We start from the raw sequence: 24,023 nt of genomic DNA on the forward strand, positions 1-24,023 counted from the left end.
GATGTGTTGCGTCCCGCGACATATGTGCGGATGTTACAGGGTAAGGGCCTTTGGCGCGACTGGCTACTCCAATCTGGCGTTCCGCGCGGTCATCGCCAGCGCGATCAGGGCAAAACCCCCTGCGAGCGCGTAAAATCCGGCGATTGTGTGGATTTGCGCGAAGGACAGGTTGGCGTCGGAGCTGGCGGAGCCGGAGGCAAAGAGCAACGTGGCCGCGAACACGAGACGCCCCGTCAGGCTTTGCAGCGACAGATACGTGGCGCGAGTGCCGTCCTCCAGCAAGGGTTGGATGCGGGCCTGAATGAAGGGCTGCGACAGGGAGTTGGGGACCATGCGCAAGAACAGCAAGCCGATCACCAAGGCACTGCCCGACAGGGCGAGCGCGCTGACCAACCCGATTTGCATGGCGAAGGCCAGCAGCAGGATCGCGGCCAATCCGATGCGTTTGCGGATGCGCGGCGCGATGAGGGAGACCAGCACGGACAGCACCATCATGATCGCGCTGACAAAACCGGAGATAAGCGGCGCCTCTGCGCGAAGACCCAATTGGGCCATGGCCTCCGCGATGAATGGCTGACCGAAAACAAACGGGATGTGGCTGAATACATACATCAACAGGCTGAGCGCGAAAATCCACAGCAGCGTCGGGTGGGTGAAGTTACCGCGCAACGCCCGCAGATCATCCAAGCGGTCGCCGGAGGGGCGTTTGTGCGGCGGCTCCTCCAAGCGCAAGGTGATGAGCAGCAGGGCTATGGCAGCGACGGCCCCCGCCGCAAAAGGCAACGCGCCGGAGGACAGTGCCAAAGCGCCGCCAATCACGGCGGATAGCGCCAGCGCGGAGAAGCCGAATCGCCACGCGCGTAACTCGTGTGCCTCGACCTCATCCGCACGTGACTGCGCGCTGAGGCTTTCAAACAGCAGCGATGTGTCGGTGCCGGAGGCAAAGGCGGACGCCGCGCCGAGCAGGATTTGACCGCCTGCGAACACTGCGAAGGTGGACCCTACGGTGAGCAAGAGCGTGCCCGCCAAAGTGGCAACGGCGGCAAAAATCAGGGTGAGGCGGCGGCCCAAACGGTCGGACATGTAGCCCGACGGAACCTCCAACACGGTGGTGGCGATGTCGTAGACCACATAGAGCAGGATCGCCTGCGCGGCGGAGAGTTCTTGTTGAAAATAAAGAAACCAAGTGGCCTGCCAGAAGGCGAGGTTTTGGGTCAGCTTTAACCACGGGTACAAGGTAAGGTTACGGATCATTGACCCACCTTAGAGACTTCGCGGGCGTGCGGAAGCCTTCACGGTGCTGGTGCGGCAATTAGGTGCCAAAGCTCCTCGGTTGCGGGGTGGCCTTTCAGGCCGCCGTCGGTGTCTTGGCGGGCGAGGCGCGTCAGGGTGTAGGCGTCGCCGTAAAGGGCCTTCACCTGATCCGCAGGGATGGCGAAGGGCGGACCTTGGATCAGGGCTTCGTCGTATTGGAAGGTCACCAAAAGCTGCGGTGCGCTTTGGGTGAGTGTGACGATGTGCTGGGCATAGCGGTCGCGCATGTCGGCGGGCAGCGCCACGAGGGCGGCGCGGTCGAAGGTGGCATCGACTTGGCCTAGGGCCGTGGGCGTCAGATCGAAGATGTCGCCCACGTAAATGTCCAATCCGGGGGCGCTGCGGTGCTGGAGGGTGCCTTGCTGTGTGATGTCGGGCGTTACGTCCAGATCCGCAAACAACTGGTCGATGGCGGTAGCGCTGAGTTCTGCACCGACCACATGGAACCCTTGGGACAACAGCCACGCGATGTCGCGGGTTTTGCCGCAGAGGGGCAGGAAGATGCGCGCGCCTTTGGGCAAGTTCAGGGTCTGAATGTAGTCCACAAGGAAGGCATTTGGCTGGCCTTCGTGGAAGTTGGTTCTGCCGGTTTCCCAGCGGTCGTGCCAAAAACGCGGGTCCATTGATTTGTCCTGCTTACGAACGAAAAAGGGCCCGAACGCGCAGCGCTCGGACCCTGATGTTAGGGACATTCGGGATGGCTTACAAACCCAGAGCCGCCTTTGCAGCTTCGGCGGCGTCGCCACCGTCTTTGGTTGTCACGCCTTCGAGCCAGCCCATGACCGCGTCAGGGTTAGCCTTCATCCATGCTGTGGCGGCATCGTCTGCGTCTTCGCCGTCATTCAGGATCGCGCCCATGATTTCGTTTTCCATGGCCAGCGTGAACTTGAGGTTGCCAAGCAGCGCGCCGACGTTCGGGCACTCTTCTACCAGACCTTTGCGGGTGTTGGTGTAGATGGTCGCGCCGCCCAGATCGGGGCCGAAGAACTCATCGCCGCCGGTCAGGTAGCCCATGTCGAAGTTTGCGTTCATCGGGTGCGGCTCCCAACCAAGGAAGATCACCGGCTCACCCTTTTTGGTGGCGCGCTCTACTTGGGCGAGCATGCCCTGCTCGGAGGATTCAACAACTTCAAAATCGCTGAGGCCGAAGTTGCCCCCGTCGATCATCGACTGGATCAGGCGGTTGCCGTCGTTGCCAGGCTCGATGCCGTAGATTTTGTTTTCCAGCGCTTCTGCGTTCGCCGCGATGTCGTCGAAGCTGGCGATGCCCATTTCCTTGGCGACCGAGTTCACGGCCAGCGTGTATTTCGCGCCTTCAAGGTTTTCGCGCAGGGTCACGACGGTGCCCGCTTCGCGGTAGGGGGCGATATCGCCTTCCATTGTTGGCATCCAGTTGCCCAAGAACACGTCAATGTCGCCTTCGGCCATGGAGGTGTAGGTCACGGGCACGGACAGCAGCTTGATATCTGTCTTGTAGCCGATTGCGTCCAGCAGCACGGTTGTGGCTGCGGTGGTGGCGGTGATGTCGGTCCAGCCCACATCGGAGAAGGTGATTTCATCGCAGTTTGCGAAGGCGGGGCCAGCAATGGCGGTAATTGCCAGCGCGGAGAGGGTGGTTTTGATGGACATTTGGCAGTCTCCCAGTTCATGTTTTAGCTTGCGCGCAAGGTATACGGCCTGCGCTCAGAGTAAAGCCGGAACTGGGAGAAGAGCGATATGGGCAAGGTAGCCGTCTTGGGGATTTTCGTAGCGGACGCGGCCTTTCGCGCGGACCGTATGCCTGTGATGGGGGAGACCATTCTGGGCAACTCCTTTGCGTTGGGACCGGGGGGAAAAGGCTCTAATCAGGCGGTAGCGGCGGGAAAAATGGGTGCGGAGGTGGCGTTTATATCGGCCCTTGGCGCGGACGCTTTCGCGCAGATGGCGCGGGATATGTGGGCGGACGCAGGGGTCACGCCAGTGATACGGGAAATCGCCGATAGCTACACCGGCGCGGCGTTCATCTATGTGGATGAGGCCACGGGCAACAACGCGATCATCGTATCGCCGGGGGCTGCGGGGCTGATCGGGGTGGATGACATCGCGCGGGCGCGCGGAGAGATCGAGAGCGCGGATGTGTTCATGACGCAATTGGAGCAGCCGATGGAGGCCGCGTTGGAAGGGTTGCGCGTGGCGCGGGCCGCAGGGGTCACGACGGTGCTGAACCCCGCCCCCGCCGCCGAACTGGCGCGCGAGATGCTGGAGCTATGCGACTATATCACCCCAAATGAGACCGAAACCGAAGCGATCACCGGCATCGCGGTGACGGACGCGGCCAGTGCGAAGCGCGCTTGCGCGGCGCTGCGCGATCTGGGCGTTGGCGTGCCGATCATCACGATGGGCGAGCAGGGGGTCTATCTGGACGGTCACGGCATGGTGCCCGCGATCAACGCAGGCGAAGTGGTCGAAACCACGGGTGCGGGCGACGCCTTCAACGGCGGCTTTGCAAGTGCTTTGGCGCGGGGGCTTTCACCGCTGGAGGCCGCAAAGTTCGGCAGCGTTGTCGCGGGCATTTCCGTGACGCGACCGGGGGCGGCGGCCTCCATGCCGACGCGCGGCGAGGTGGACGAAAAGCTGGGCTAGTAGGATTGGGCCGCCGACATGGTTTCCACATAGACCGGCGTGGAGCGTTGCTTCAGCGCCTCTAGGCTGTTGGGGTTGATTTCGACTTTTTCCGGCGGGATCGGCATCAGGCCAGGGATGACGGCGTTGTAGAATTCCATCCAGACGACGCTGAGTTCCTCGCGGACCTTCATGGGAAATGACGCCTCGGCGTAGCGGTGGCCGACCGGCGTGGGAAGGGACGGTTGCGCCGCCTTTTCGCGCTCCGCCTCATAGACGCGGGCGAAGGCGATGCCGAGGAAGACGCAAAACATCAGCATCGGCAAAAAGCGAACCATGGCGAGGGTGCGGATCATGGGCCGGTGAAGCCCAGTCGGGCTGTAAAGTCTGTCCAGAAATCAATCTCTCTTGTGGCGGCCTCAACGCTGCCGGGGGCAGGGGCGCGGGACAAGGCTGTTCGGGCGTGAAGTTCGCGCAAGTCGTTTTTGCGCTCCGGCTCCTTGCCGACCAGTCCGGCCCACATCAGCTTGATACTGTCTGTCATTGTGGGTTGGCCGACGCCCGTGCGGTTGATTTCAAGCCCGTTGTTTGAGGACACGAAGCGTGCGTTGGGGCCACTGCCGGCGGGCGCGACCATCGTTTTGTGATAGGAGTGGCCGATCATAAACAGCGCGCCAAACATCATGAGCGCGCCAAAAATGCGGATTACGCGAAAAATACGCATGGGCCTAACCCTCGCTTTTGCTTCAATACCCGCAAGAATGACCAAGCCAGTGTGGCCAGATCATGACGCTTTTAGGGTTAGTCTTGGAAACAATCGCCCGTGCGGGCGCGGGTTAGTCTTCCGGCGGCAGGGGCCGTTTGATGCCGGAATCCTTGATGGCGACAAAGGTGAAATCGCCTTCCGTGACCATCTCAAGCTCTGCCGTGCGCTGGCGGCGGACCCATGTTTCCACATGCATGGTCAGCGAGGTGCGGCCGGTTTTCACGATCTGCGTATAAACCGACACCAGATCACCGACGAGAATCGGCGCGTGAAAGCGCATCGCCTCAATCGCGACGGTGGCGACGCGGCCCTTGGCGCGTTGCTGCGCGGTGGTGCCCGCGGCGATGTCCATCTGCGAAATCACCCACCCCCCGAAGATATCGCCGCCTGAGTTCGTGTCCTTCGGGAAAGCCACGGTTTGCAGGGTTAGGACGCCTTCGGGGAGCAGTTGTTTTGTCATCAGACGATCGTTGCCTCTGTGGCGGCGCGCAGCTCGTCCTCGGTCACGCCATCGGCGCATTCGACGATCTTCAAACCGCCGTCGACAACATCCAGCACACCCAGATTGGTGATGATCCGGTCCACGACCTTTTGGCCGGTCAGCGGCAGGGTGCAGGCCTTCAACAGCTTGCTGTCGCCGTGTTTGGAGGTGTGATCCATGACCACGACCACGCGGCCAACGCCTGCAACCAGATCCATAGCGCCGCCCATGCCTTTGACCAGCTTGCCGGGGATCATCCAGTTCGCAAGGTCACCGTTTTCAGCGACTTCCATCGCCCCAAGGATTGCCATGGCGATTTTGCCGCCACGGATCATGCCGAAGCTTTGGGAGCTATCGAAATACGCGGTTTGCGGCAGTTCGGTGATGGTCTGCTTGCCCGCGTTGATCAGGTCGGCGTCTTCCTCACCGTCGATGGGGAATGGGCCCATGCCCAGCATGCCGTTTTCCGATTGCAGCGTGACCTCAACCCCGTCGGGGATGTAGTTGGACACCAGCGTCGGGATGCCGATGCCGAGGTTCACATAGGTGCCGTCTTGCAGCTCTTGCGCGGCCCGTTCGGCCATTTGATTGCGGTCCCACATGTTATGCGCTCCTCACAGTGCGTTGCTCAATTCGCTTCTCGTGGTCACCTTTGATGATGCGGTGCACGTAGATGCCGGGCAGGTGGATGCTGTCTGGGTCAAGCGAGCCTGTCGGCACGATTTCTTCGACTTCAACAACGCAGGTCTTGCCGCACATGGCGGCGGGCGGGTTGAAGTTGCGGGCGGTTTTGCGGAACACGAGGTTGCCGGTCTCGTCGGCCTTCCACGCCTTCACGATGGCCAGATCGGCGAAGATGCCTTCCTCCATGATGTAGGTTTCCGCCGCGCCGTTCGGGCCGGTTGGGAAGTCTTTGTGCTCCTTGCCCTCCGCGATCACCGTGCCGACACCGGTTTTGGTGTAGAAGCCGGGGATGCCGCAGCCGCCGGAGCGCATACGCTCCGCCAAGGTGCCTTGGGGGTTGAATTCCAGCTCCAGCTCACCAGAGAGATACTGGCGCATGAACTCCGCGTTTTCACCCACGTAGGAGGAGATCATTTTCTTCACCTGCTTGGTCTGCAGCAGGATGCCGATGCCGAAATCATCCACGCCCGCGTTGTTGGAGGCGAATGTCAGGTCTTTGGTGCCAGCCTCTTTGATGGCTTGCAGCAACAGCTCCGGAATGCCGCACAGGCCAAAACCGCCAGCGGCGATAAACATGCCGTCATGCAAAAGGCCGTCGAGGGCCTCGGCTGCGGAAGGGTATATCTTTTTCATCGAAAGTTCCTCTGAAACGCGCCGCAGGTCCGGCTGTCGCGCCTATTAGTTACGTGGATTTGCTGCAGTTGCAACACGGATCGAAAATGGCGGGGCGGGTTTGGCGAGATGCTTGTTTGATCTGGGACGTGTGCTATGGTTTTGCGATATTGAAATACGACTTTTGAGTAGCGAGAGAATTTAAGTGGCCGACCCAATCCAACGACCGCAAGCGCGGCCCGTAGGCGACGCGCCAAGCGGGGCCGTTTCCGCCGAAGTTAAATGCTGTGCCGAAGTGGCGACCTTTGAAGGCTCCCCCGCTGCCAGTAAAGTTTACGGGCTGGACCCGAAAACCTGCCTCGCGCCGTCGGATGCGGACACCTATTGGGCGTCCGGCAGCGTGTCGGGCTCTGTCCCGTCGGACCGTATGACCCGCGACGGGGCACGATGGGCCTCGGTGGGTGTTGGCATGGAAACCGAGCTGGAAATCTCATTTGATGATGCCAGCGCCGCAGGCTGCATCGCCAACTCGACCTTCCACATGGAACCCGCACATATCGCATCCATCGAGACCGCAACCGTGTCATCGAAGCGGGCGATATTCCGCATCAAAGGCCAAACCGAGGGCGACGCGACATTGGTGGTCCGCTGCAACGGCGTCGACACGGGCTGGTTCCACGTGGCGTGTTTGACGCAGCAGCTTGTGACCATCGAAACAGGGTCGGTGATAACGCGGCGGACAAAATCCGTCAGCTACGACGTTGCAGCTATGAAGGCGTATTTTGACAAGGTGTATCGGCAGGCAATCATAAAAATTGACATTGTTGATCTAGGGGATATCGATCTGAGAGGTCACCCAGGGATCGCAACGCTCGATGTGGCCGAGAGCTTTTATTACGACCCGTTAGACCCGTCTGGTGGCATGTCGATTTTTAATCCCGAAGGGCGGGCTGCAGGCGGCGCAGCCGGTCACTTCGGGGAGGTGGTCTTGCCGATCATCGACGCGATGATGGGGCCATTGAAGAAGAACAGACAACGCTTGCTGCGTTACGTTCCTGCTGCCCCGTATGTGTCGGCGCGTAACGGTGTCGTTCCTCGGATAGGAGAGGGTCCAGGTGTCGTGTTTAAAGAGTACCCGGATGCGGATACGGGGCATAACGTGCTATGTCACGAGTATGGCCATATCAAGGGATTGGTACATCCAGAAGTGAGTGGGACGGACCAACTGCCCCAACATCTAACCGATTCATGCAACCAGCCCGTCCCTGCTTATGCTGGAACGAATACGGAAATGGCCAGCCCAGCGTCGCCCGCAGACCCAATTGTCATGGCGCTCGATCCATTGAACTTGATGGGGTACTGGCCCGTAATTGCTGATCAGACTCCGTTGAGGCGCGATCAGTGGATGAAGCTTCGTGAATAGAGGAAAGAATTATGGATTTCCATGTAACCGCTGAAAGCCTTTGCCCCCCCGCGATCGTCGAAAAAGCGCGGGCGATGGATATCTCGGATATCGATTCTGTATTTGTTTGGAACGATATCTCCGAGTCGGGTGCTGGGCCTGAGTGTCTTTCGGCCGTTGTCGGAGCGACGGCGCAGCGTGTAACCAAGACGAGTAATTATAATCTTGTGAACGTGCTTATGAGCGAGGCGGCGTTTATCGCTGAGGCCAACGGGCCAGAGGTGCGTTCGGCCTTGAAAGACATGGCCCAGCGTATTGAACCAGACAAGTACACGTGTGCCATGTATTATGAAATGCTTTCGGATAATGACATTGACTTGACCGCCGAGCACTTGCCCATCCCAGCATCGCAATGGGTGGTTAGCACGGGAGAGGGTACGCACATCGCGTTCCGACGCGCCATTTACCGTTTGCGTATGGGCGCGCCGGGGGCTCAGGAGCATCTGGCCGAGGGCCTAGCTGTGGTGGCGACGAAAACGTATCCCTTTCAAGCTCACATCCAACATCTGCTGAAGGCCAAGCTTCCGCAAAACCGCGCGCTTTTGGAGCCGTACCTTGATGATCCGCGCCGCCCGCCCGGCCTGTTCGGGCCGGGGCTTCCGATTGGCGAGTTCATCCGTAAGCACTTGCCGCGCTAGTTGGGGCTAGGGGCAGTCGCCGCGCGTTTTGCGATTATTTGGCGCAAAATGATCGGCGACATTGCAACGGCGCCTATGAGCATGGTGAGCAGGCCCGGGGCTATGAACAGGAATGACACGAGGGCGACCCACCAGCGTTCCCACTTGGCGAGGGGCGCGAAGAGGTAGCCACTGAAGGCGACGCCGAGCGACGCGATGCCGAGCATTGCCCCCAGCAGCGTGACCGAGAACAGCCACCACGTGAACCCGTCCGCCACCAGCAGCAATGCGGGGGAGTAGACGAAGACGAAGGGCACCAGCGCCTTGGCGATACCGAGGCGGAAGGCAGTGTTCCCCGTCTTGAAGGGGTTTGAGCCCGCTATGCCAGCGGCCGCATAAGCGGCGAGGGCCACGGGCGGCGTGATGTCGGCCAAGACCCCGTAGTAGAAGACGAAGAAGTGAGAGACCAACGGCTCCACCTGCAGCTGGGCCAAAGCGGGGGCGGCCACGGCCACGAGGATGATGTAAGTCGCCGTCGTGGGGATGCCCGCGCCCATAATGATGCAGGCGATGGCGATCAGGATCAGCGACACGAAAAGCGCCCATTGGGTGACGGTGAAATAGGACAGAACCGGAACCGTGCTGAGGAATGTGCCGATGTCGGTTGCCGTCTGCACCACGACGTAGCCCAAGCGGAACCCCACGCCCGTAAGTGTCACAACACCGACAACCACACCGACGGTGGCGGCGGCTGCGCCGACGGCGAGGGTGTTTTTTGCACCAGCGGCGAGGGAGTCCCACAGATCGCGGATCGTGAGACGGTGGGTCGGATTCAAGAAACCCACGACCACGCAGGCGATGATGCCGTAAACCGCCGCGAAGTCGGGAGTTTTGCCGGTGAGGATCAGGTAGACCAGAATGGCGAGCGGGATGATCGACAGCCAGTGGTCTTTGAGGACGGCACCGACTTTTGGCAGCTCTTCCGCGCGTAGGCCACGCAAGCCCAGCTTTTTGGCCTCTAGGTGGACCATGATGAAAATGCCGAAGTAATGCAGTAACGCGGGGAAGAGGGCGGCAGCCAAGACGTCGCGGAGCGGGATTTCGAGGTATTCGACCATGATGAAGGCGGCGGCCCCCAGAATGGGCGGGGTGATCTGACCACCGGTGGAGGCGGTGGCCTCTACCGCGCCTGCGAAGTGCGGAGGGTAGCCCACGCGCTTCATCGCGGGAATGGTGAGCGCGCCCGTCGTGACGGTATTGGCTATGGAGGAGCCGGAGATAGTGCCCATGAACGCTGAGGAGAAGATGGCGACCTTGGCAGGCCCGCCCGAATAGCGCCCCGCGATGACCATCGCGAGGTCAATGAACAACTGGCCCAAGCCGATGCGCGTGGCCAGAACGCCAAACAGGATGAACAAGAAGACATATTGCGCCATCACGCCAATGGCGATGCCGTAGATGCCTTGGTTGGTCATATAAAGGTGGTTGATAATGCCGAGCCAGCTGGCGCCGCCGTGCTTTAGCGCGCCGGGCATCAGGGGGCCGAAATAGGCGAAGACAAGGAACAGGATCGCGATGATCGGCAGCGTTGGCCCGACAGAGCGGCGGGTGGCCTCCAGCGTTAACAAGAGCAGCGCGGAGCCCATGAAGACGTCGAACTGCGACGGGTTGCCGACGCGCTCCGCCACGATGGTGGAGGGCAGCAGGGGCAGATACATCGCCGCGCCGACGGCCAGAACGGCCAGCATGATGTCGATAAGGGGCACGCCGTCGAAACGGTACCATGCCTTGGGAACGGTGTTGGTGGGATCGGATTTGCGCAGCCCGAACAGCAAGAACACGAGGCCTAGCACAAAGGACAGGTGGATGCCGCGGTGCAGCAGCTCACGGATCAGGCCGAAGCCGGAGGCGTAGAAGTGGTAGACGGACATGGCGACCAGCGCCAGCGCGATGACGTGACCCAGCATGCGGCCCGTGGGGCGAAACGCGGTTTCCGGATCGAACTTGCGCTCTATCTCGGCCAGTTGCTCCGGCGTGAGTTCGGTCGTTTTACTATCGGCCATGGGGCAAGTCCGTCGGTGAAAAATCGGTGAAGGTTGGATATGACAAAGCCCGCGCGCTATTTGCGCACGGGCCGTGTTGCAGAGTGAAGTGGCTTATTCGATCAGGCCAGCTTCTTTGTAGAACCGCTCCGCACCTGCGTGCAGGGGCACACCGATGCCGGTTGTCGCGGTTTCTGCAGTGATGGTTTTGCCTTTGGCGTGGCCCACATCCAGCAGCTTGCGGGATTGTTCGTTCCACAGGGCTTTGGTGATGTTGTAGATCAGCTCTTCATCCTCTTTCGCGGAGGTGAACCACTGCGCCCCAACGGCCACGGTTGGCGTCGCATCGACACCTTCATACGCACCGGCTGGAATGTCGGAGCGGGCGAAGAAGCCGTATTTGTTGGTCAGCGCATCCGCGCCTTCGCCGTCAATCGGGACCAGCTTGATTTCAGCGGCGGAGGCCAGCTCAACCAAGGAACCGGTCGGGTAGCCAGCGACCACGAAGAACGCATCAATTTTGCCGTTGCGCAGGGCTTCGGACGCCGCGCCGCCTTTCAGCGCCTCGGCGGTCACGTCTTCGACGGACAGGCCGTTGGTTTCCATGATCAGCAGCGCGTCAACATAGGTGCCGGAGCCTGGTTCGTCCAAGGACACGCGCTTGCCTTTGAGGTCGGCTACGGTGTCGATGCCGCTGTCTTTCAGGGTCACGAGGTGGATGTGCTCCTCAAAAAGGGCGGCGATGGTGCGCAGGTCTTTGGCTGGCTCTTTGCCGTCCATCGTGCCTGTGCCTGTGTAGGCCCAATAGGCGACGTCAGACTGGGCGAAGCCGGAGTTGCGCAAGCCGGACAGGATCGCGTTCACGTTATCAACGGACCCGCGCGACGACACGGCGGAGGCGATCAGCCCTTCAACACCGCAAGACCCGCCCGCGTCGCATTCGCGCGACCCAGGAGGCTTGGAAATCGCGTTCGCGATGACCCCACCAACCGGATAATAGGTATAGGCGGTGCCGCCGGTGCCGATGGTGAAGAACTTCAGGTCTTGGGCGACAGCCGCAGTGGCGAGGCCCGTGGCCAGAACCGCGCCGATCGCGGCGGCCTTCAGGCCTTGAATTGTAAACGTCATATTTTTCTCCCGGTTATGTCGTTGGCGGACACGCAGAGTGGGCGGACCGCTGACAGAATGATGCAGAAGGTCCCACCCTCTGAATCGATGGCAAACTTTAGGCATTGCTTGGCCGGAGTGTAAATACTTGGCGGCGCTTGCGCCGACGGCGGGGATGCGTGAAGTTGCGCCCCTGACGCCAAAGGAGAGAGCGACATGTTGATATATGGATTAAGCACCTGCGCAGTCTGCCAACGCGCCCGCAAAGAGCTGGAAGCCGCTGGACACACCGTTGCGTTTCGCGACGTGCGCGCGGAGCCGCTGAGCGAGGCCGAACTGTCGGAGCTGATTGTCGAATTTGGCGACCGGCTGGTTGACAGGACCACCAATGACTACCGCGCGTTGAGCGACTGGCTGAAGAATTCCGAGGCGGAGGACCAGATTGCCGCGAAGCCCAAGGTTATGGCGCGGCCAGTGATCCGCAACGGCGACGCGCTGCACCTTGGATGGGACGACACGGTGAAGGCCGCCTTGATACCTGCCTAGGGGCGGCCCATATACCGCCTCTCATGTTATGGAAGGCCGCTGCCCGTGCAACGTTACTCACTCCTCGATCTATCGCCAATTCCTGAGGGCGAAACCGCCCGCGATGCCTTGGCGAACACCTTAGAGCTTGCGCAGCACGCGGAAGCCCAAGGGTATCATCGCTACTGGTTGGCGGAGCATCACAACATGATCGGCATCGCCAGCGCCGCGACGTCGGTGGTGATCGGGCATGTGGCCGCTGGCACGAAAACCATCCGTGTGGGTGCGGGCGGCGTTATGCTGCCCAACCATGCGCCGCTGATGGTGGCGGAGCAATTCGGCACATTGGCCACGTTGTTTCCCGACCGCATCGACCTTGGCTTGGGCCGCGCACCGGGGACTGACGGGATCACCGCGCAGGCCTTGCGGCGACACATGCAAAGCAACGACCAGTTCCCGCAGGATGTGGCGGAGTTGCTGGGCTATTTGGGCGATGCGCCCGAGGGCGCGGCCGTTCGCGCGGTTCCGGGGGAGGGCACGCATGTGCCGGTCTGGATTTTGGGCTCCAGCCTGTTTGGCGCGCAGTTCGCGGCCTATATGGGGCTGCCTTACGCGTTTGCCTCCCACTTTGCGCCGCAAATGCTGGAGGAGGCTTTGCACATTTACCGCACCACCTTCCAGCCGTCGCAATGGTTGAAGGAACCCTACGCTATCGTCGCGGCCAGCGTTGTTGGCGCGGACACCGACGAGGAGGCGGCGTATCTGCGGTCGTCGCAGATGCTGGCTTTTGCACGGTTGCGCACGGGCAATCCGGGTAAGTTGCCGCGCCCCGTGCGCGATATAGAGGCGGAGATTGCGCCGAACGTTTTGGCGCAGGTCGGGCAGGCCTTGGCGGTTTCTGCGTCAGGAAGCCCCGAGACCGTGAAGCGCGGGTTGGCGGATATCGTGACGCGCTACCAGCCGGATGAGCTGATGGTGACGGGCATGATCCACAATCACGCGGCGCGGCTGCGTTCGTTCGAGATTGCCGCAGGCGCCTTGCGCGATCTGGTTGACTAGGGCCGCCGCGCGTTAGGTCACGGCGGCGACTTCGACGGCGTTGAAGTAGCTGATCAGCGCGTCGATGTCTGCGCGGGTCTCACAGATGCACGCCGCCGTCGAGACGGCGTCCGCCAGTGCGGAAAAAGGGGCGGTCACGGTGATTTCGCGCCAGTTTGACAGTGTTGGCCTGCCGGTGCGCGGGTCAAGAATGTGCCCCAACTGCCCGCCCTGATCAAACGTGGTGCCAAGCGGGGCGGAGGTCGCGAGCGCGCGGGTTTTCAATGGCACGCTGCCGCCCGCGTTGAGTTTGACCGGCCATGCGCCGCCGTCGGGGTGGCCGCCAACTGCGCGAAACTCGCCGGTGTCGATCAGGATATCGGTGAGCCCCTCGCCTTGCAAAAGATCGGCCACGCGGTCCGCGATGTAACCTTGCGCGATGCCGTTCAGGGTGAGCGCCATGCCGTGCCGCATCGTGATTTGCGACGGGGATAGCGCCACGTCGCGCCATCCGGTCAGGGTCATGGCGCGGTCGATGTCGTGCTGGTCTGGCGCGGTCCCCAAGGCGGAGGCTTGGGCGTAGACATCCCAAAGCGGTTGGACCGTCGGGTCGAACCGCCCCGCGCTCTTGTCATGAACCATGCTCGCGAGGCTGAGGCATTCGAGCAGTTCGAACGGCGGGTTTTCCAGCGTTGCGGTCTGGTTGAGCCGCGATAACGCGCTGTCGGCGCGGTAAAGGCTGAAAATGTTCTCCAGCCGCAGGACTTCGGCAGCAACGCGCCCGCTGATGGCTTTGGCGTCGGGGTGCGCAAGGCGCAGCGTGGCGCGTGCGCCAAGGGCCACGCCCTGCCACGTGTAGACGGGCTGCGCGGTGCTGGTGCCAGCGCAGGAAATTGCGGCGGCGCTGATCGTCAGAAAACGGCGTCGGCTGGTCATTGGCTATCCTCCCGAGGTGCGCGACAGGGCGCGCAGGCGGTTGTTGAAATCATCATCCGTAGCGTCGCCGTCTAGGGTAACGGGCGCAAGGACGGCGCTGTCGGGTATCTCGGCGAGGCGCATGACCGCGCCACCGTTTGCCTTGGCGAATTCCGTCGCATCGACTTGCCGTGCGAAGGGTACAATTTCTGGCGCACCCATGCCGCCGATGGCCCGCCCGCCGACAACATAAATGGCGTCTTCCGCCGTGATCCAGTTGCGTGCGCCGGGCGCGTCCCAAGTGGCCCCTGCCGCGCCCATGTCGTTGACCCAAATGGCTAAGACGTCGTGGCTTTGCTCTGGCATACGGGTGTAGGCGACGACGTCGCGCACTTGGCTAAAGAACAAAGGCGCGCCGGGAAGTCCGGCCAGATGGGCCTGCGCCTTCGGGCCGCCGTGTTCCAGAAGCTCCATCTGGCAATAATGCCCAACGGCTTCCGCCGTCAGGGGCAGGGCGGCGGTGTCTTGCACCACGTCTTCTTTGCAGGCGCTGAAGCTTAGGGCAGTGAGGGCGATCAGCAGATACTTCATGGCTCCACCGATCGAAAGGCTAGGGCAGCGACGCCCAAGGATGCGATGGGCCAAAGCAGGATCGAGCAGAGCGATTGCCACAGCGGGATGCTTGCGGCGGCACTGCCGATGCCAGCGGCGACGGAGGCGCTTTGGGATGCGGTCAGGTTGAACAGGCGGAAGGCGTCAGCCGGATTGGCCAGCAGCGCGGACGGGAACACGCGGGTGGTGAAAGTGCCGCCATTATCGGCCACCACGGCGGCGAGCAGGCCCAGATCGTAAAGGACGACGAGCGCCAGCCACAGCCCGATTGCCAAGCCAGCCGCGCCGGAAGATCTGCGGGCCAGTGAGGACAGCGCGTAGCCGATGCCAAGAAACGTGGCACCGAGCAAAACAGAGCTCCACGTGAGGCGCCACAATGCGCCAAGGCCGGATACCGATGCGGGATCGGCGGCAATCGCAATAACTGCCGCCGCGCCGTAGCCTGCGACAATGGCGATCACCAAAATGGCGGTGTGGGCCAGCAGCTTTCCGGCGAGGACTTCCCAACGCGCGACGGGGTAGGTGAGCAGCAGAGGCAGGGTGCCGCGCTCGACCTCTCCGGCGACGGCGTCAAAAGACATGAGCAACGCCACCAGCGGGACAAGATAGACCGAGAGCGACGTGAGCGACGCCACGATAACCGACAGGCGATCCGCCCCAAGTGCGCCCGTGGGGGCGGAGCCAGCGGCGGAGAGGACGAGCGAGAACAGCACCATGAGGAGGACGGCGATCAGGACCCATTGGTTGCGCCGCGCGATGTTGGTTTCGGTGATAACTGTGGCAAGGATACGCGTGATCATTGGCCGTCCCTCCGGCTGAAGTGACTGTAAATATCCTCAAGGCTTGGCGGAACGACGTCGATGTCGGCCACCTTGCCTTGAAGTTTTGAAATGCGGGCGAGCGTGTCGAGTTTCTCGTCTTGGGCGCAGGTCAGGTGCAGCGCCCCGTTGTGGCGAATGGCGTTTGGCAGCGCCGCCATGATGTCGCTGGCGTAACCGTTGACGGCGTTGATGTTGATGGCGACGGGCAGATCGGCGTCGCGGCGCAGGTCCGGCATTGAGCCTTCGGCGACAAGTTTGCCGCCCGACAGGATGAGTAGCCGGTCGGTGCGGGCCTCCACCTCTGTCAGGGCGTGGCTGGAGAGAAGGATCGCCGCGCCCTCTGCGGCCAATGTGTCCAGTAATTCGTAAAAGTCGCGGCGCGACACGGGGTCAAGGCCGCTTGTCGGTTCGTCCAGCACAAGCAGGCTGGGGTGGCCGATCAGGGCTTGGGCCAAACCGACCCGCTGGCGCATCCCCTTGGAGTAAGTACCGATGCGGCGCTTTGCGGCGTCCGCCAGACCGACACGGGCCAAGAGGTCCATCGCGCCCGCCGGGTTTTCGCGGCGCAGGCGCATGTAATAGGTCACTTGCTCCAGCCCCGTGAGGGCGGAATGGAAGGCGGCGTTTTCCGGCAGATAGGCCACGCGGTCACGGGCCTGCGCCTTGCCGGGCGCGCCGCCGCACACGGATATGTCGCCGCTATCGGGTGCGATGAGGCCAAGTATGACCTTCATCAACGTGGACTTGCCCGCGCCGTTATGGCCGAGCAGCGCCACGCGCTCCCCCGGATTTACGCGAAGGGAGACATCGGACAGGGCCCTCACCCCGCCGAACGTCTTAGTGAGACGCGAGATCGTTAACGTCGAAGTCATCTAGGTCACTTTCATTCCGCCGCTGGACCGCATCGGCCTCCATGGCAGTGTATTCGGGTAGAACTGTTACGGTTGGGGCGGCCATTAAGGGGGCGCTATCCACCACGCCGCCGGGAAGTGTGGCGGGGAAGCTGGACTGCGCCCAACGGATGAGCTGCACGGCGGGCGCGCCAGTGAGCAAAGCGGCGGCGGGTTGGGACCACAGGATGTGGTCCATCAGATCGTTGGGGCGGAACGGGCCATCTGCGATGCCGTCGCCGCCAAGGTCAAAGGCTGGATGATCGGACCAGTAATTGCCACGGCCCTCAAAGCTCCATTCTATATCGCGGGTGCCGACGTATTTGACCTGCGTGCGGTTGCCGATGAACGCGTTTCCGGTGAGCACGTTACGCTCCGAGCCTGCGGTGAAATGGATACCAATGTTGCAGCCTTCGAACCGGTTCCCGTAGATCAGATTTTTATGCGCGTTGTAGATAAAGGTGCAGCGATCCGCGCCGCCGCGTACCAGATTGCCGGACACATCGGCGTTGTTGGCGTAGTTCAACATAACCCCGTGGCTTAGGTCCGACAGGCTGAGGTTATCCTTCAGGATCACCTTGTTGGAGAACATGATGGCGTAGCCGAGGTGGTTGCCGATGGATACGTTGCCAGAGACCTCGGAGTCGTTGGTATACATGTAGTGAACGGCGAAGCGCAGGTCGCGAAACAGGTTGTTGCGGTAGGTGCCCTTGCGCGAGGTGTTGGAAAAGATGCCGTCGCGGCCCCAGCGGACTGTATTGCCCTCAACCAATGTGCCAGGGGAATTCCAGACGTAGATACCGTTGCCGCGGTCGTTCATGCGCGGGTTTTTTGTGCCCTCGATGATATTGCCACGAACGATCGCGTCATGGCCGCCGTGAACGTCGACGCCGTGCAGATTGCCCAAGAGGCGGTTGTGTTCGACCAACGCGCGGTCGGCTTTTTTCAATATCTTGATGCCCGCGTCGAGGTCGGGGCTGGCGAGGCCAGAGCCGGTGACGGTAATTCCGGTGACGGCGACGTCTGGCGCATCAATGGTGATGACGGTGCCAAAGCCCATGCCGTCGATGACGGCGTCATGCGTGCCAGTGATCGTGAGCGGGCGGTCGATCACGATTGCGCCTTCATATCGGCCAGCATCCAAGGAGAGCACATCGCCGAGGGCAGCCCCTGCGATGGCGTTTGCAAGGGTGCCCGACCCCGGTTGCACGTTGAGCTGCGCGGCCCAAAGGGGCCACGAGACCAGCGTAAACAAGCTAAGGATCAGGACACGTATCATCGCTTAGGCCTTCTTCGGCTCTACGAACATGCGGCCGCGCATCTCCATGTGGAGGGCGTGGCAGAACCACTGGCAGTAGTACCAGAAGACACCGGGCTGGGCCGCGACGAAGGTGACGGATGCGGTTGCCTGCGCGCCCACTTCCATCGCCACGCCATGGTTGCCCATGGTGAAGCCGTGGGTCAGGTCGTCGATGTCATCAAGGTTGGTGACGTAGACTGTCACCTCGTCGCCTTGCTGTACTGTGAACGACTCCAGCGAGAAGTTTGGCGCTTGGCTGGACATGTAGACGCGTACTTTGTTGCCGTCGCGGATCACGGTGTCCTGATAGTCGTCGAGGTCCACGCCGTCGGCTTCGGCTTGCTTGCGCGCGTCGGCCCACATCGGGTCGTTGCGATCCCAGACCGATTTCGGGTTCACCTTCGACGGATCAACGATGATCGAGTCGTGTGGTTCTGCGAAGGTCGGGCCGTCGTGGATCAACGTCATATCGTCGCCATCAATGGCGAAGAGCTGCTCGTTTTCCGGCTTGAGGGGGCCGACGTTCAAGAACCGGTCTTTCGAGAATTTGTTCATCGTCAGGTAGTATTTATCTGTCGCTTCCAAAGTCTCGCCCATAACGGTGGAGTTGTGGCCCGGCTGGTAGTGGACATCCTTCTTCAAGCGGATCGGGTCTGCGTCCTCGCCGTTATAAAGCTTGATCGCGTCGGCGATGTTCCATTTCACCACTTGGCTATCAAGGAACAGGGTAGTGTAGCAGTTGCCCTTCCCGTCGAAAGCGGTGTGAAGCGGTCCAAGGCCCAGTTCGGGTTCGGCCACCACAACGCTGCGTGGGTCGGCGTCTTCGTTGAACACAGCGTCCAGCTTGCGCACGTCGATCACGGAGACCGTCGGGGACAGCTTGCCGGCGATGCACAGGTGGATTTTGTCAGGCGCCATGTTGCAGCCGTGCGGGTTGTTCGGGATCGGGATGTAGCGGGTGTACTTTTTGTTTTGCCCTTTACGCCCGTCCAAAACTTTAACGCCGTTCAGTTCGATGAAATCACCGGCTTCGATGCCTTTTTCGATTTCTGCGATGTTGAACACCACGACGTGGTCGGAATCCGCCTCGGTCATCTCGGGGAGGGTCATGCCCATTTCCGAGTTATACGATGTCGAGAACGCATATTTGCCCTCGTAGTCGCAGTCCGTGTTATCGAGGTTACCGGTGACCATCACCTGCCATGCGACAGTCATCTCGTCGGCATTCAGGGCGGTGTAGAAGTTTACATACTTTTCTGGCTCGTCCAGCACGGAGCCGTCGTTGACCATTGGCACTTCGTCCTCGCCGTTACAGAAGACGTAGTTGGTGCGGGGCCATTTTTGCGGACGCAGACCGTGGATGGCCTTGGCGTTCGGGATTTCGATAATTTTGTCGCATTTCATCACGTCGCACCGCACACGCGCCACGCGGGTGTTGGCCTTGTCGTTCATGAACAAGAAGCGACCATCGTAAGTGCCTTCGGTGAAGGACATGTGCGGGTGGTGCAAATCGCCGTTTGGCGGGAAGTCATGGCCGTTGGCTGCCAGATATTCCTTGGTTTTCGGCAGCAGGCCTTCGGTCAAAATCTTTTTCGACTCGTTGGTGATGCCCCAGCCCGTGGCGGAGCAGATGTTGAACACCGGCACGCGCATCAGTTCGCGCATGGAAGGCACGCCCAGAATGCGCATCTCTCCGGCTTGGCCCGAGGACCAGAAGCCGTAGTATTCATCAAGCTGGCCGGGGCCAACTTCTGCGCCAGCGGCCGCGCGGGCGCTGGTTGCGGTGGCCACTGCTGCGGCGGTGACTGCGCCGCCTGCAAGCATGGCGCGACCGCCAAATGCGCCGGCAAGTGCTGCACTTCCGGCGGTGGCCCCCAGCAGGCCGCGCCGTGTGATTGGCAGGTTTTTAGTGTCAGACATTACTCGTCCTTTCAGTTGGTAACTTGTTGTTTGGTTTGGTTCGGGTGCCCCAGATTGACGCGCGCGAGGTCTGGCGCAGCGCCGACTTTTTCGCGGCGTTTGATCTTCTTGATCACAACGGGGCAGGTCGTTTTGGATTGGTAGAGCACCTGACAATGCAAACAGTTCACGCATTCGTTCGGGTTAATCTCACCAGTTGGGTGGATGGCCTGCACGGGGCATTGGTGGGCACAGGTTTGGCATGGGTTGCCGCACTCGTGGTATCGTTTGAGCCAGTCGAACATCCGCAACCGTGCGGGGATCGCCAGGGCCGCGCCCAGGGGGCACAGGTAGCGGCAGAAGAAGCGCTCCACAAAAAGGCCCGCGATGAGCAGGGCCGCGACATAAGCGACGAACGGCCATGCGCGCACGAAGTTCAAGATAATAGCGGTCTTGAAAGGTTCCACCTCGGCCAAGCGTTCGGCCTGCTCGATACTAGTCAGGGAGACCCCGAAAAGGCCGAGGAAGATCATGTATTTCAGCGGCCACAACCGTTCGTGCAGGCCCCACGGCAAAGTCCATTGCGGGATGCGGAGTTTACGCGCCACTTGGTTGAGAAGTTCTTGCAAGGCACCGAACGGGCAAAGCCAACCACAATACGCGCCGCGCCCCCAAAACAGCAGCGCTGCGGCAACGGCGAACCATAGGATGAAGGTCAACGGATCAAGCAAGAACGCCTGCCAGCTGAAGCCGGAGACAAGCGACCCGAACAGGGCCATGAGGTTCACCACTGATAGCTGTGCGTTCGCTATCCAGCCGAGGTAAACCAAGGTGACGGTCAGGAAACCGATGCGGAACCAGTAGAACCCGCGCGCGTTGCGTGTGGCCAGCGTCTGGAAAAAGAACACGCCTGTCAGGATGGTGAGCATGATGGCCAGAACGGCGATCTCTACCTTCTTGCCCGCCCAGATGCGTTGCCACAGCGCGCGGTGCGCGTCGGCCTCGGTTTGGGAGGTGACCGTTTCCACAGCGACGGGCACGTCGGCGGGGGCAGGGGCCGTGATCTGGCGGATGTATTTTTCGGGAAGTTGATAGCCGAGATCGAATGTGGTGAAGACTTTCTCAATCGCGCCAACTTCGCGTTGAACCAAAAGCTGGATGCGGAAAGGCTGCGTCGGGTCAAAGCCGCTGTCGGCGGGGATTTTGAACAGATCGGCCTCGTTGAACACAGGTGCTGCGTCGGCGGCGATTGAGTTGATGCGCTTGTGCATGCGGTCGCGGAACCGGACGGAGACATCGTTCTGGATCAGGACGATGCGGTCGAAGATGCCACCGCGCACGTAGCCGGAGCCCTTGAACGAATAAAGCCCGCGCCCCACAATCGCGACCGCGTGGTCGCCGTCGTCCAGCCAATCCGCCAAGTTGTTCGACACGGCCTCGCCCAGCACCGCGCGCCCGATTGCAGGGTGCGAGACGAGGGCGGTTTGCATCTCGATGAACGTCGTTTCGGGGGCTTCGGTCAAGGCGCGCTTCGCGGCGCGGGGATCATCCATTGAGGCGAAGGCGTCGTTGACCTGTCCGACGTCAAGCGCGAGACGGCGGAGCGTGCCGTCTCCTTCCAGTGTCATCCAGTCGGTGGCCGCGGTGGCGTCGGGGTCGATTTCAAACTGTGGCCCTGTGCCGGTTTCCTCGACGGCCAAGCCGCCCAAGCCAAGCTGGCGTGCGACCTTCAAGCCGGAGCGGATAATGGAGTCGTCAATGACCATGATCGTGACGGTCGCGCCCGATATGATGTCGAGCGTATGGGCAGAGCCGCCGGACTTTGCCTCCGCCACCAGATCAAGGCCGCGGTAGTTGGCGACAAGGGCCTTCACTTTGGTATCGGGGATGCCGATTAGAACGATGGGCTCATAGTGTTTGACCAGCGAGACGCCGATAACTTGCGCGTCTTCGTCGACGGCGACCATCGTGTGGATTGGCTTGCCGGAATAACCGGTGGTGGAGACGAAGTCGGAGGTAATGAAGGCCCAGCCGATGGCGCTGCCGCCTTTCAGGACTTCGATAGCGGCGATGTCGGGATGGGTGGCACCGAAGGCGTCGGCCCCCTCGACCAACGCGGCGGCGTCAATTTTGGGGAGCAGTTTTGACAGCACAGTCTCTGCGGATGCGGCGAGCGGGTAGAGCGCCAGCGCCAAGACGAATGCGAAGGATTGCAGAAGGAAGCGGAGGGTCGTCATGCGGTGGCATCCTTGAAAACAGGGTGCCCGTCGCTGTGGTGTATTGGCTGCAAGACTGCCGTACCCAAGTCGGGCAGTTGCGTGATGGAGGACATGGCCGGAGGGCCGCGCAGCATCGGGCGGATATTTCTTGCTTTTGGTGTCTGGGTTTGCGCGGCGCCGGATCGTGCCAGTACGCCGTTTAGCGTTAGCACGAGTGCGATGCGGTGGGATGCGGGGACGTGACCGTCGATTGCCTGACAACAGGTGAGGCATTTGTAGCAGCTATGCGCTGGCGTGGCGGGTTGGCCCTCGGCATCAATAAGCACGGTTTTAGCCGTGCCGCTGGCACAGATTTCCACAGCGAAGAGCGCGCCGGAAGACTGCGCGTGCGCAGGGCCGAATTGACCGTAAGCCGTTAAGCAGACAACCAGAATCAATCTGGTGAAAAGGGAAACCACACACTTCATAGGCGTGGTGTAGCAATGGCCAGCTACCGGGGACTTTGTTCCAGATCAAAGTCCTCGGCTAAAGACGATTTGTGAGCGATGGTGTTGCAACCAAGTAGAAATGTCACCGTGTTTGCAAAGCAGGAATGTCACCAAACACGCTGACGGGAGCAAGGCTTAGCAGCCCGGAGACTTCAAATATCGCAGGGCTGAAAAGCCTTGCAGGGGATCAGGTCAGGAGATCAGGGTGGCGTATTCTTCGCGAACGTCATCATCAATCTGTACTCCGCTATTGCCGCCGTACAGTCGATCATTCTGGTCTTTCCGAGGCCCCGAAATCCAGTAGTGATCACCGGTCTCAGTGTCGAAATAGTTCGCTTTGAAACCTGCACCCTTCAGGCTTTGGAATTTGAGGCCCTTGTAGTACAGCGTCTTCCCCGACTTCGAGAAATATACACGCCCAATCACAGCAGGGCCTTCAAGCCCGTCTGCCTTGCTTTCGATGTACATGATCTTTGAGCGTGACAGCCGGAACTGCGAGGGCAATTCCTCGTCAAGTTGAAGCTTGTCCATCCAATGATCGGCGTGTCTCATGCCGTCCTGATAATTGCATTGATCTCTAAAGTCATCCCTCAGCAGCGGCCCGCTCAGCGCGTCTGCGCTCGTAATACGCTTCCATCTTTGATGGGCGGCCCCTCGGTCGGCGTCCGGTCTTCTTGTATCCGTTCCTCGCACTCTCAGGTGTGAGCGATGGCTTCGCCAATAACTCTGATTATGTTGTTAACCAGATGTTAACCCGGTGACATACCACGCAAGCGTTCGGAGCGACGGCGCAGGAGTTCCACGACCGTCAGCAACGCCACGGAGACGACGACCAAGATCGTGGCGACCGCCAAGATTGTCGGGCTGATTTGCTCGCGAAGACCGATGAACATCTGCCATGGCAATGTCTTTTGACCAGCGGAGCCGACGAACAACACCACAACGACCTCATCAAAGGACGTGATAAACGCGAACAGCGCACCAGAGATCACGCCCGGCAAGATGAGTGGCATTTGCACGCGGAAGAACGTGGTGACGGGGTTGGCCCCCATGTTGGCGGCGGCGCGGGTCAGCGAGTGATCAAAACCTACCAAAGTGGCGGTTACGGTGATGATTACGAAGGGAATCCCCAACACGGCATGCGCCAGAATGACCTTGATGTAGCCGACCAAGGTTTTGTCCAAGCCAAGCGTGCTTTCCATCCAGTTCCCAAGGGTTGAATAGAAGAAGAACATGCCCGTCGCGGAAATGATCAACGGCACGATCATCGGCGAGATAAGGATCGCCATGATAGCGCCTTTAAACGGAACGTGGCTTTGGCTCAGCCCGATGGCGGCCAGCGTGCCCAAGCATACGGACATGAAGGTGGCAATTGGCGCGATGATCAGCGAATTTTTAAGGCTGCGCTGCCATTCATTGTTTGAGAAGAAATCCTGATAGTGCTTGAGGGAGTATCCCTCGGGGTCAAAACTCAGCATTTCAGGCGTGAAGGTAAAGAAATCCTCCGCGTTGAAGCTGAGCGGGATAACCACAAGGATTGGTGTGATGAGGAAGGCGAAGATCAGGCCACAGATAACACGGAAGCCGTAGTACCAGACCCGCTGCCCGAAGGTCGCATATGGTGGTATGC

24 protein-coding genes and 1 pseudogene are annotated in these 24,023 nt (G+C 60.8%); 5 read left to right on the top strand and 20 right to left on the bottom strand.

What is annotated here, in order from left to right:
* Window positions 1-63: 63 nt before the first annotated feature.
* The 3 genes from BLW66_RS16770 to choX all read right to left on the bottom strand — a co-directional run bounded on the left by BLW66_RS16770 (window position 64) and on the right by choX (window position 2,943).
* Entirely contained in the window at window positions 64-1,254 is a 1,191-nt protein-coding gene (locus BLW66_RS16770) for an MFS transporter (RefSeq protein WP_089948735.1), read from the bottom strand.
* Window positions 1,255-1,292: 38 nt separating this feature from the next.
* Entirely contained in the window at window positions 1,293-1,937 is a 645-nt protein-coding gene (gene tmpT, locus BLW66_RS16775; protein ID WP_089948737.1) for a thiopurine S-methyltransferase, read from the bottom strand.
* 79 nt (window positions 1,938-2,016) lie between these two features.
* Window positions 2,017-2,943, bottom strand: a complete 927-nt coding sequence (gene choX / locus BLW66_RS16780) for a choline ABC transporter substrate-binding protein (RefSeq protein ID WP_089948739.1) — start codon at window positions 2,941-2,943, stop codon at window positions 2,017-2,019.
* An 87-nt stretch (window positions 2,944-3,030) separates the two neighbouring features.
* Here choX and BLW66_RS16785 point away from each other — a divergent pair, with 87 nt between their 5' ends.
* A complete protein-coding gene (locus tag BLW66_RS16785; protein WP_089948741.1) occupies window positions 3,031-3,936 on the top strand; it encodes a ribokinase in 906 nt (301 codons plus the stop codon).
* On the opposite strand, the gene BLW66_RS16790 is transcribed toward BLW66_RS16785, so the two are convergent.
* The 5 genes from BLW66_RS16790 to BLW66_RS16810 all read right to left on the bottom strand — a co-directional run bounded on the left by BLW66_RS16790 (window position 3,933) and on the right by BLW66_RS16810 (window position 6,479).
* Window positions 3,933-4,271 carry a hypothetical protein gene (locus BLW66_RS16790; RefSeq protein WP_089948744.1) on the bottom strand — a complete coding sequence of 113 codons (339 nt, stop codon included), beginning with the start codon at window positions 4,269-4,271 and terminating at the stop codon, window positions 3,933-3,935. The two genes, BLW66_RS16785 and BLW66_RS16790, sit on opposite strands and share 4 nt — an antisense overlap.
* Window positions 4,268-4,639, bottom strand: coding sequence for a hypothetical protein (locus BLW66_RS16795; protein WP_089948746.1), 372 nt, complete (start codon window positions 4,637-4,639; stop codon window positions 4,268-4,270). Before BLW66_RS16795 ends, BLW66_RS16790 begins: the two co-directional genes overlap by 4 nt.
* A gap of 112 nt (window positions 4,640-4,751) precedes the next feature.
* Complete coding sequence (locus BLW66_RS16800; RefSeq protein ID WP_089948749.1) at window positions 4,752-5,141, bottom strand: acyl-CoA thioesterase; 390 nt, start codon at window positions 5,139-5,141, stop codon at window positions 4,752-4,754.
* Window positions 5,141-5,764, bottom strand: coding sequence for a 3-oxoacid CoA-transferase subunit B (locus BLW66_RS16805; RefSeq protein WP_089948752.1), 624 nt, complete (start codon window positions 5,762-5,764; stop codon window positions 5,141-5,143). The genes BLW66_RS16800 and BLW66_RS16805 overlap by 1 nt, the downstream gene beginning before the upstream one ends.
* A 1-nt stretch (window position 5,765) precedes the next feature.
* Window positions 5,766-6,479, bottom strand: a complete 714-nt coding sequence (locus BLW66_RS16810) for a CoA transferase subunit A (protein WP_089948754.1) — start codon at window positions 6,477-6,479, stop codon at window positions 5,766-5,768.
* Window positions 6,480-6,663: 184 nt separating this feature from the next.
* Between BLW66_RS16810 and BLW66_RS16815 the strand changes: the two genes are divergently transcribed.
* Both BLW66_RS16815 and BLW66_RS16820 read left to right on the top strand, forming a co-directional pair.
* The gene (locus BLW66_RS16815; RefSeq protein WP_089948756.1) at window positions 6,664-7,881 is read left to right on the top strand and encodes a hypothetical protein; all 1,218 of its coding nucleotides are present in this window, start codon (window positions 6,664-6,666) and stop codon (window positions 7,879-7,881) included.
* Window positions 7,882-7,892: 11 nt separating this feature from the next.
* Window positions 7,893-8,558 carry a hypothetical protein gene (locus BLW66_RS16820; protein WP_089948758.1) on the top strand — a complete coding sequence of 222 codons (666 nt, stop codon included), beginning with the start codon at window positions 7,893-7,895 and terminating at the stop codon, window positions 8,556-8,558.
* On the opposite strand, the gene BLW66_RS16825 is transcribed toward BLW66_RS16820, so the two are convergent.
* Window positions 8,555-10,600 (bottom strand): TRAP transporter permease, encoded by a 2,046-nt coding sequence (locus BLW66_RS16825; protein ID WP_089948761.1) that lies wholly within the window; start codon window positions 10,598-10,600, stop codon window positions 8,555-8,557. The two genes, BLW66_RS16820 and BLW66_RS16825, sit on opposite strands and share 4 nt — an antisense overlap.
* A 93-nt stretch (window positions 10,601-10,693) precedes the next feature.
* The gene (locus tag BLW66_RS16830) at window positions 10,694-11,707 is read right to left on the bottom strand and encodes a TAXI family TRAP transporter solute-binding subunit (protein ID WP_089948763.1); all 1,014 of its coding nucleotides are present in this window, start codon (window positions 11,705-11,707) and stop codon (window positions 10,694-10,696) included.
* Window positions 11,708-11,902: 195 nt separating this feature from the next.
* Between BLW66_RS16830 and BLW66_RS16835 the strand changes: the two genes are divergently transcribed.
* Both BLW66_RS16835 and BLW66_RS16840 read left to right on the top strand, forming a co-directional pair.
* A complete protein-coding gene (locus BLW66_RS16835) occupies window positions 11,903-12,232 on the top strand; it encodes an arsenate reductase family protein (protein ID WP_089948766.1) in 330 nt (109 codons plus the stop codon).
* A 45-nt stretch (window positions 12,233-12,277) separates the two neighbouring features.
* The gene (locus tag BLW66_RS16840) at window positions 12,278-13,270 is read left to right on the top strand and encodes an LLM class flavin-dependent oxidoreductase (protein WP_089948771.1); all 993 of its coding nucleotides are present in this window, start codon (window positions 12,278-12,280) and stop codon (window positions 13,268-13,270) included.
* 12 nt (window positions 13,271-13,282) lie between these two features.
* Here the strand turns inward: BLW66_RS16840 and BLW66_RS16845 are convergent, their stop codons facing one another.
* The 10 genes and pseudogenes from BLW66_RS16845 to BLW66_RS16890 form a co-directional block, all read right to left on the bottom strand.
* Entirely contained in the window at window positions 13,283-14,185 is a 903-nt protein-coding gene (locus BLW66_RS16845) for an FAD:protein FMN transferase (protein ID WP_089948774.1), read from the bottom strand.
* Between the two features lie 3 nt (window positions 14,186-14,188).
* Window positions 14,189-14,755 carry a nitrous oxide reductase accessory protein NosL gene (locus tag BLW66_RS16850; protein WP_089948777.1) on the bottom strand — a complete coding sequence of 189 codons (567 nt, stop codon included), beginning with the start codon at window positions 14,753-14,755 and terminating at the stop codon, window positions 14,189-14,191.
* The gene (locus tag BLW66_RS16855) at window positions 14,752-15,576 is read right to left on the bottom strand and encodes an ABC transporter permease (protein WP_089948780.1); all 825 of its coding nucleotides are present in this window, start codon (window positions 15,574-15,576) and stop codon (window positions 14,752-14,754) included. The genes BLW66_RS16850 and BLW66_RS16855 overlap by 4 nt, the downstream gene beginning before the upstream one ends.
* A complete protein-coding gene (locus tag BLW66_RS16860; protein WP_089948785.1) occupies window positions 15,573-16,469 on the bottom strand; it encodes an ABC transporter ATP-binding protein in 897 nt (298 codons plus the stop codon). Before BLW66_RS16860 ends, BLW66_RS16855 begins: the two co-directional genes overlap by 4 nt.
* Window positions 16,435-17,766 carry a nitrous oxide reductase family maturation protein NosD gene (locus BLW66_RS16865; protein WP_089948787.1) on the bottom strand — a complete coding sequence of 444 codons (1,332 nt, stop codon included), beginning with the start codon at window positions 17,764-17,766 and terminating at the stop codon, window positions 16,435-16,437. Before BLW66_RS16865 ends, BLW66_RS16860 begins: the two co-directional genes overlap by 35 nt.
* 3 nt (window positions 17,767-17,769) lie before the next feature.
* A complete protein-coding gene (gene nosZ / locus BLW66_RS16870) occupies window positions 17,770-19,707 on the bottom strand; it encodes a TAT-dependent nitrous-oxide reductase (RefSeq protein WP_089948791.1) in 1,938 nt (645 codons plus the stop codon).
* An 11-nt stretch (window positions 19,708-19,718) separates the two neighbouring features.
* The gene (locus BLW66_RS16875) at window positions 19,719-21,923 is read right to left on the bottom strand and encodes a NosR/NirI family protein (RefSeq protein ID WP_089948794.1); all 2,205 of its coding nucleotides are present in this window, start codon (window positions 21,921-21,923) and stop codon (window positions 19,719-19,721) included.
* Window positions 21,920-22,372, bottom strand: a complete 453-nt coding sequence (locus BLW66_RS16880; RefSeq protein ID WP_089948796.1) for a hypothetical protein — start codon at window positions 22,370-22,372, stop codon at window positions 21,920-21,922. Before BLW66_RS16880 ends, BLW66_RS16875 begins: the two co-directional genes overlap by 4 nt.
* A 213-nt stretch (window positions 22,373-22,585) precedes the next feature.
* Window positions 22,586-22,945, bottom strand: coding sequence for a 1-deoxy-D-xylulose-5-phosphate synthase (locus tag BLW66_RS16885; RefSeq protein WP_244508681.1), 360 nt, complete (start codon window positions 22,943-22,945; stop codon window positions 22,586-22,588).
* A gap of 197 nt (window positions 22,946-23,142) precedes the next feature.
* Window positions 23,143-24,018 (bottom strand): annotated as a pseudogene (locus BLW66_RS16890) (ABC transporter permease); the annotation flags it as partial.
* Window positions 24,019-24,023: the final 5 nt, after the last annotated feature.

This window comes from Litoreibacter albidus, assembly GCF_900107015.1.
GTDB lineage: Bacteria > Pseudomonadota > Alphaproteobacteria > Rhodobacterales > Rhodobacteraceae > Litoreibacter > Litoreibacter albidus.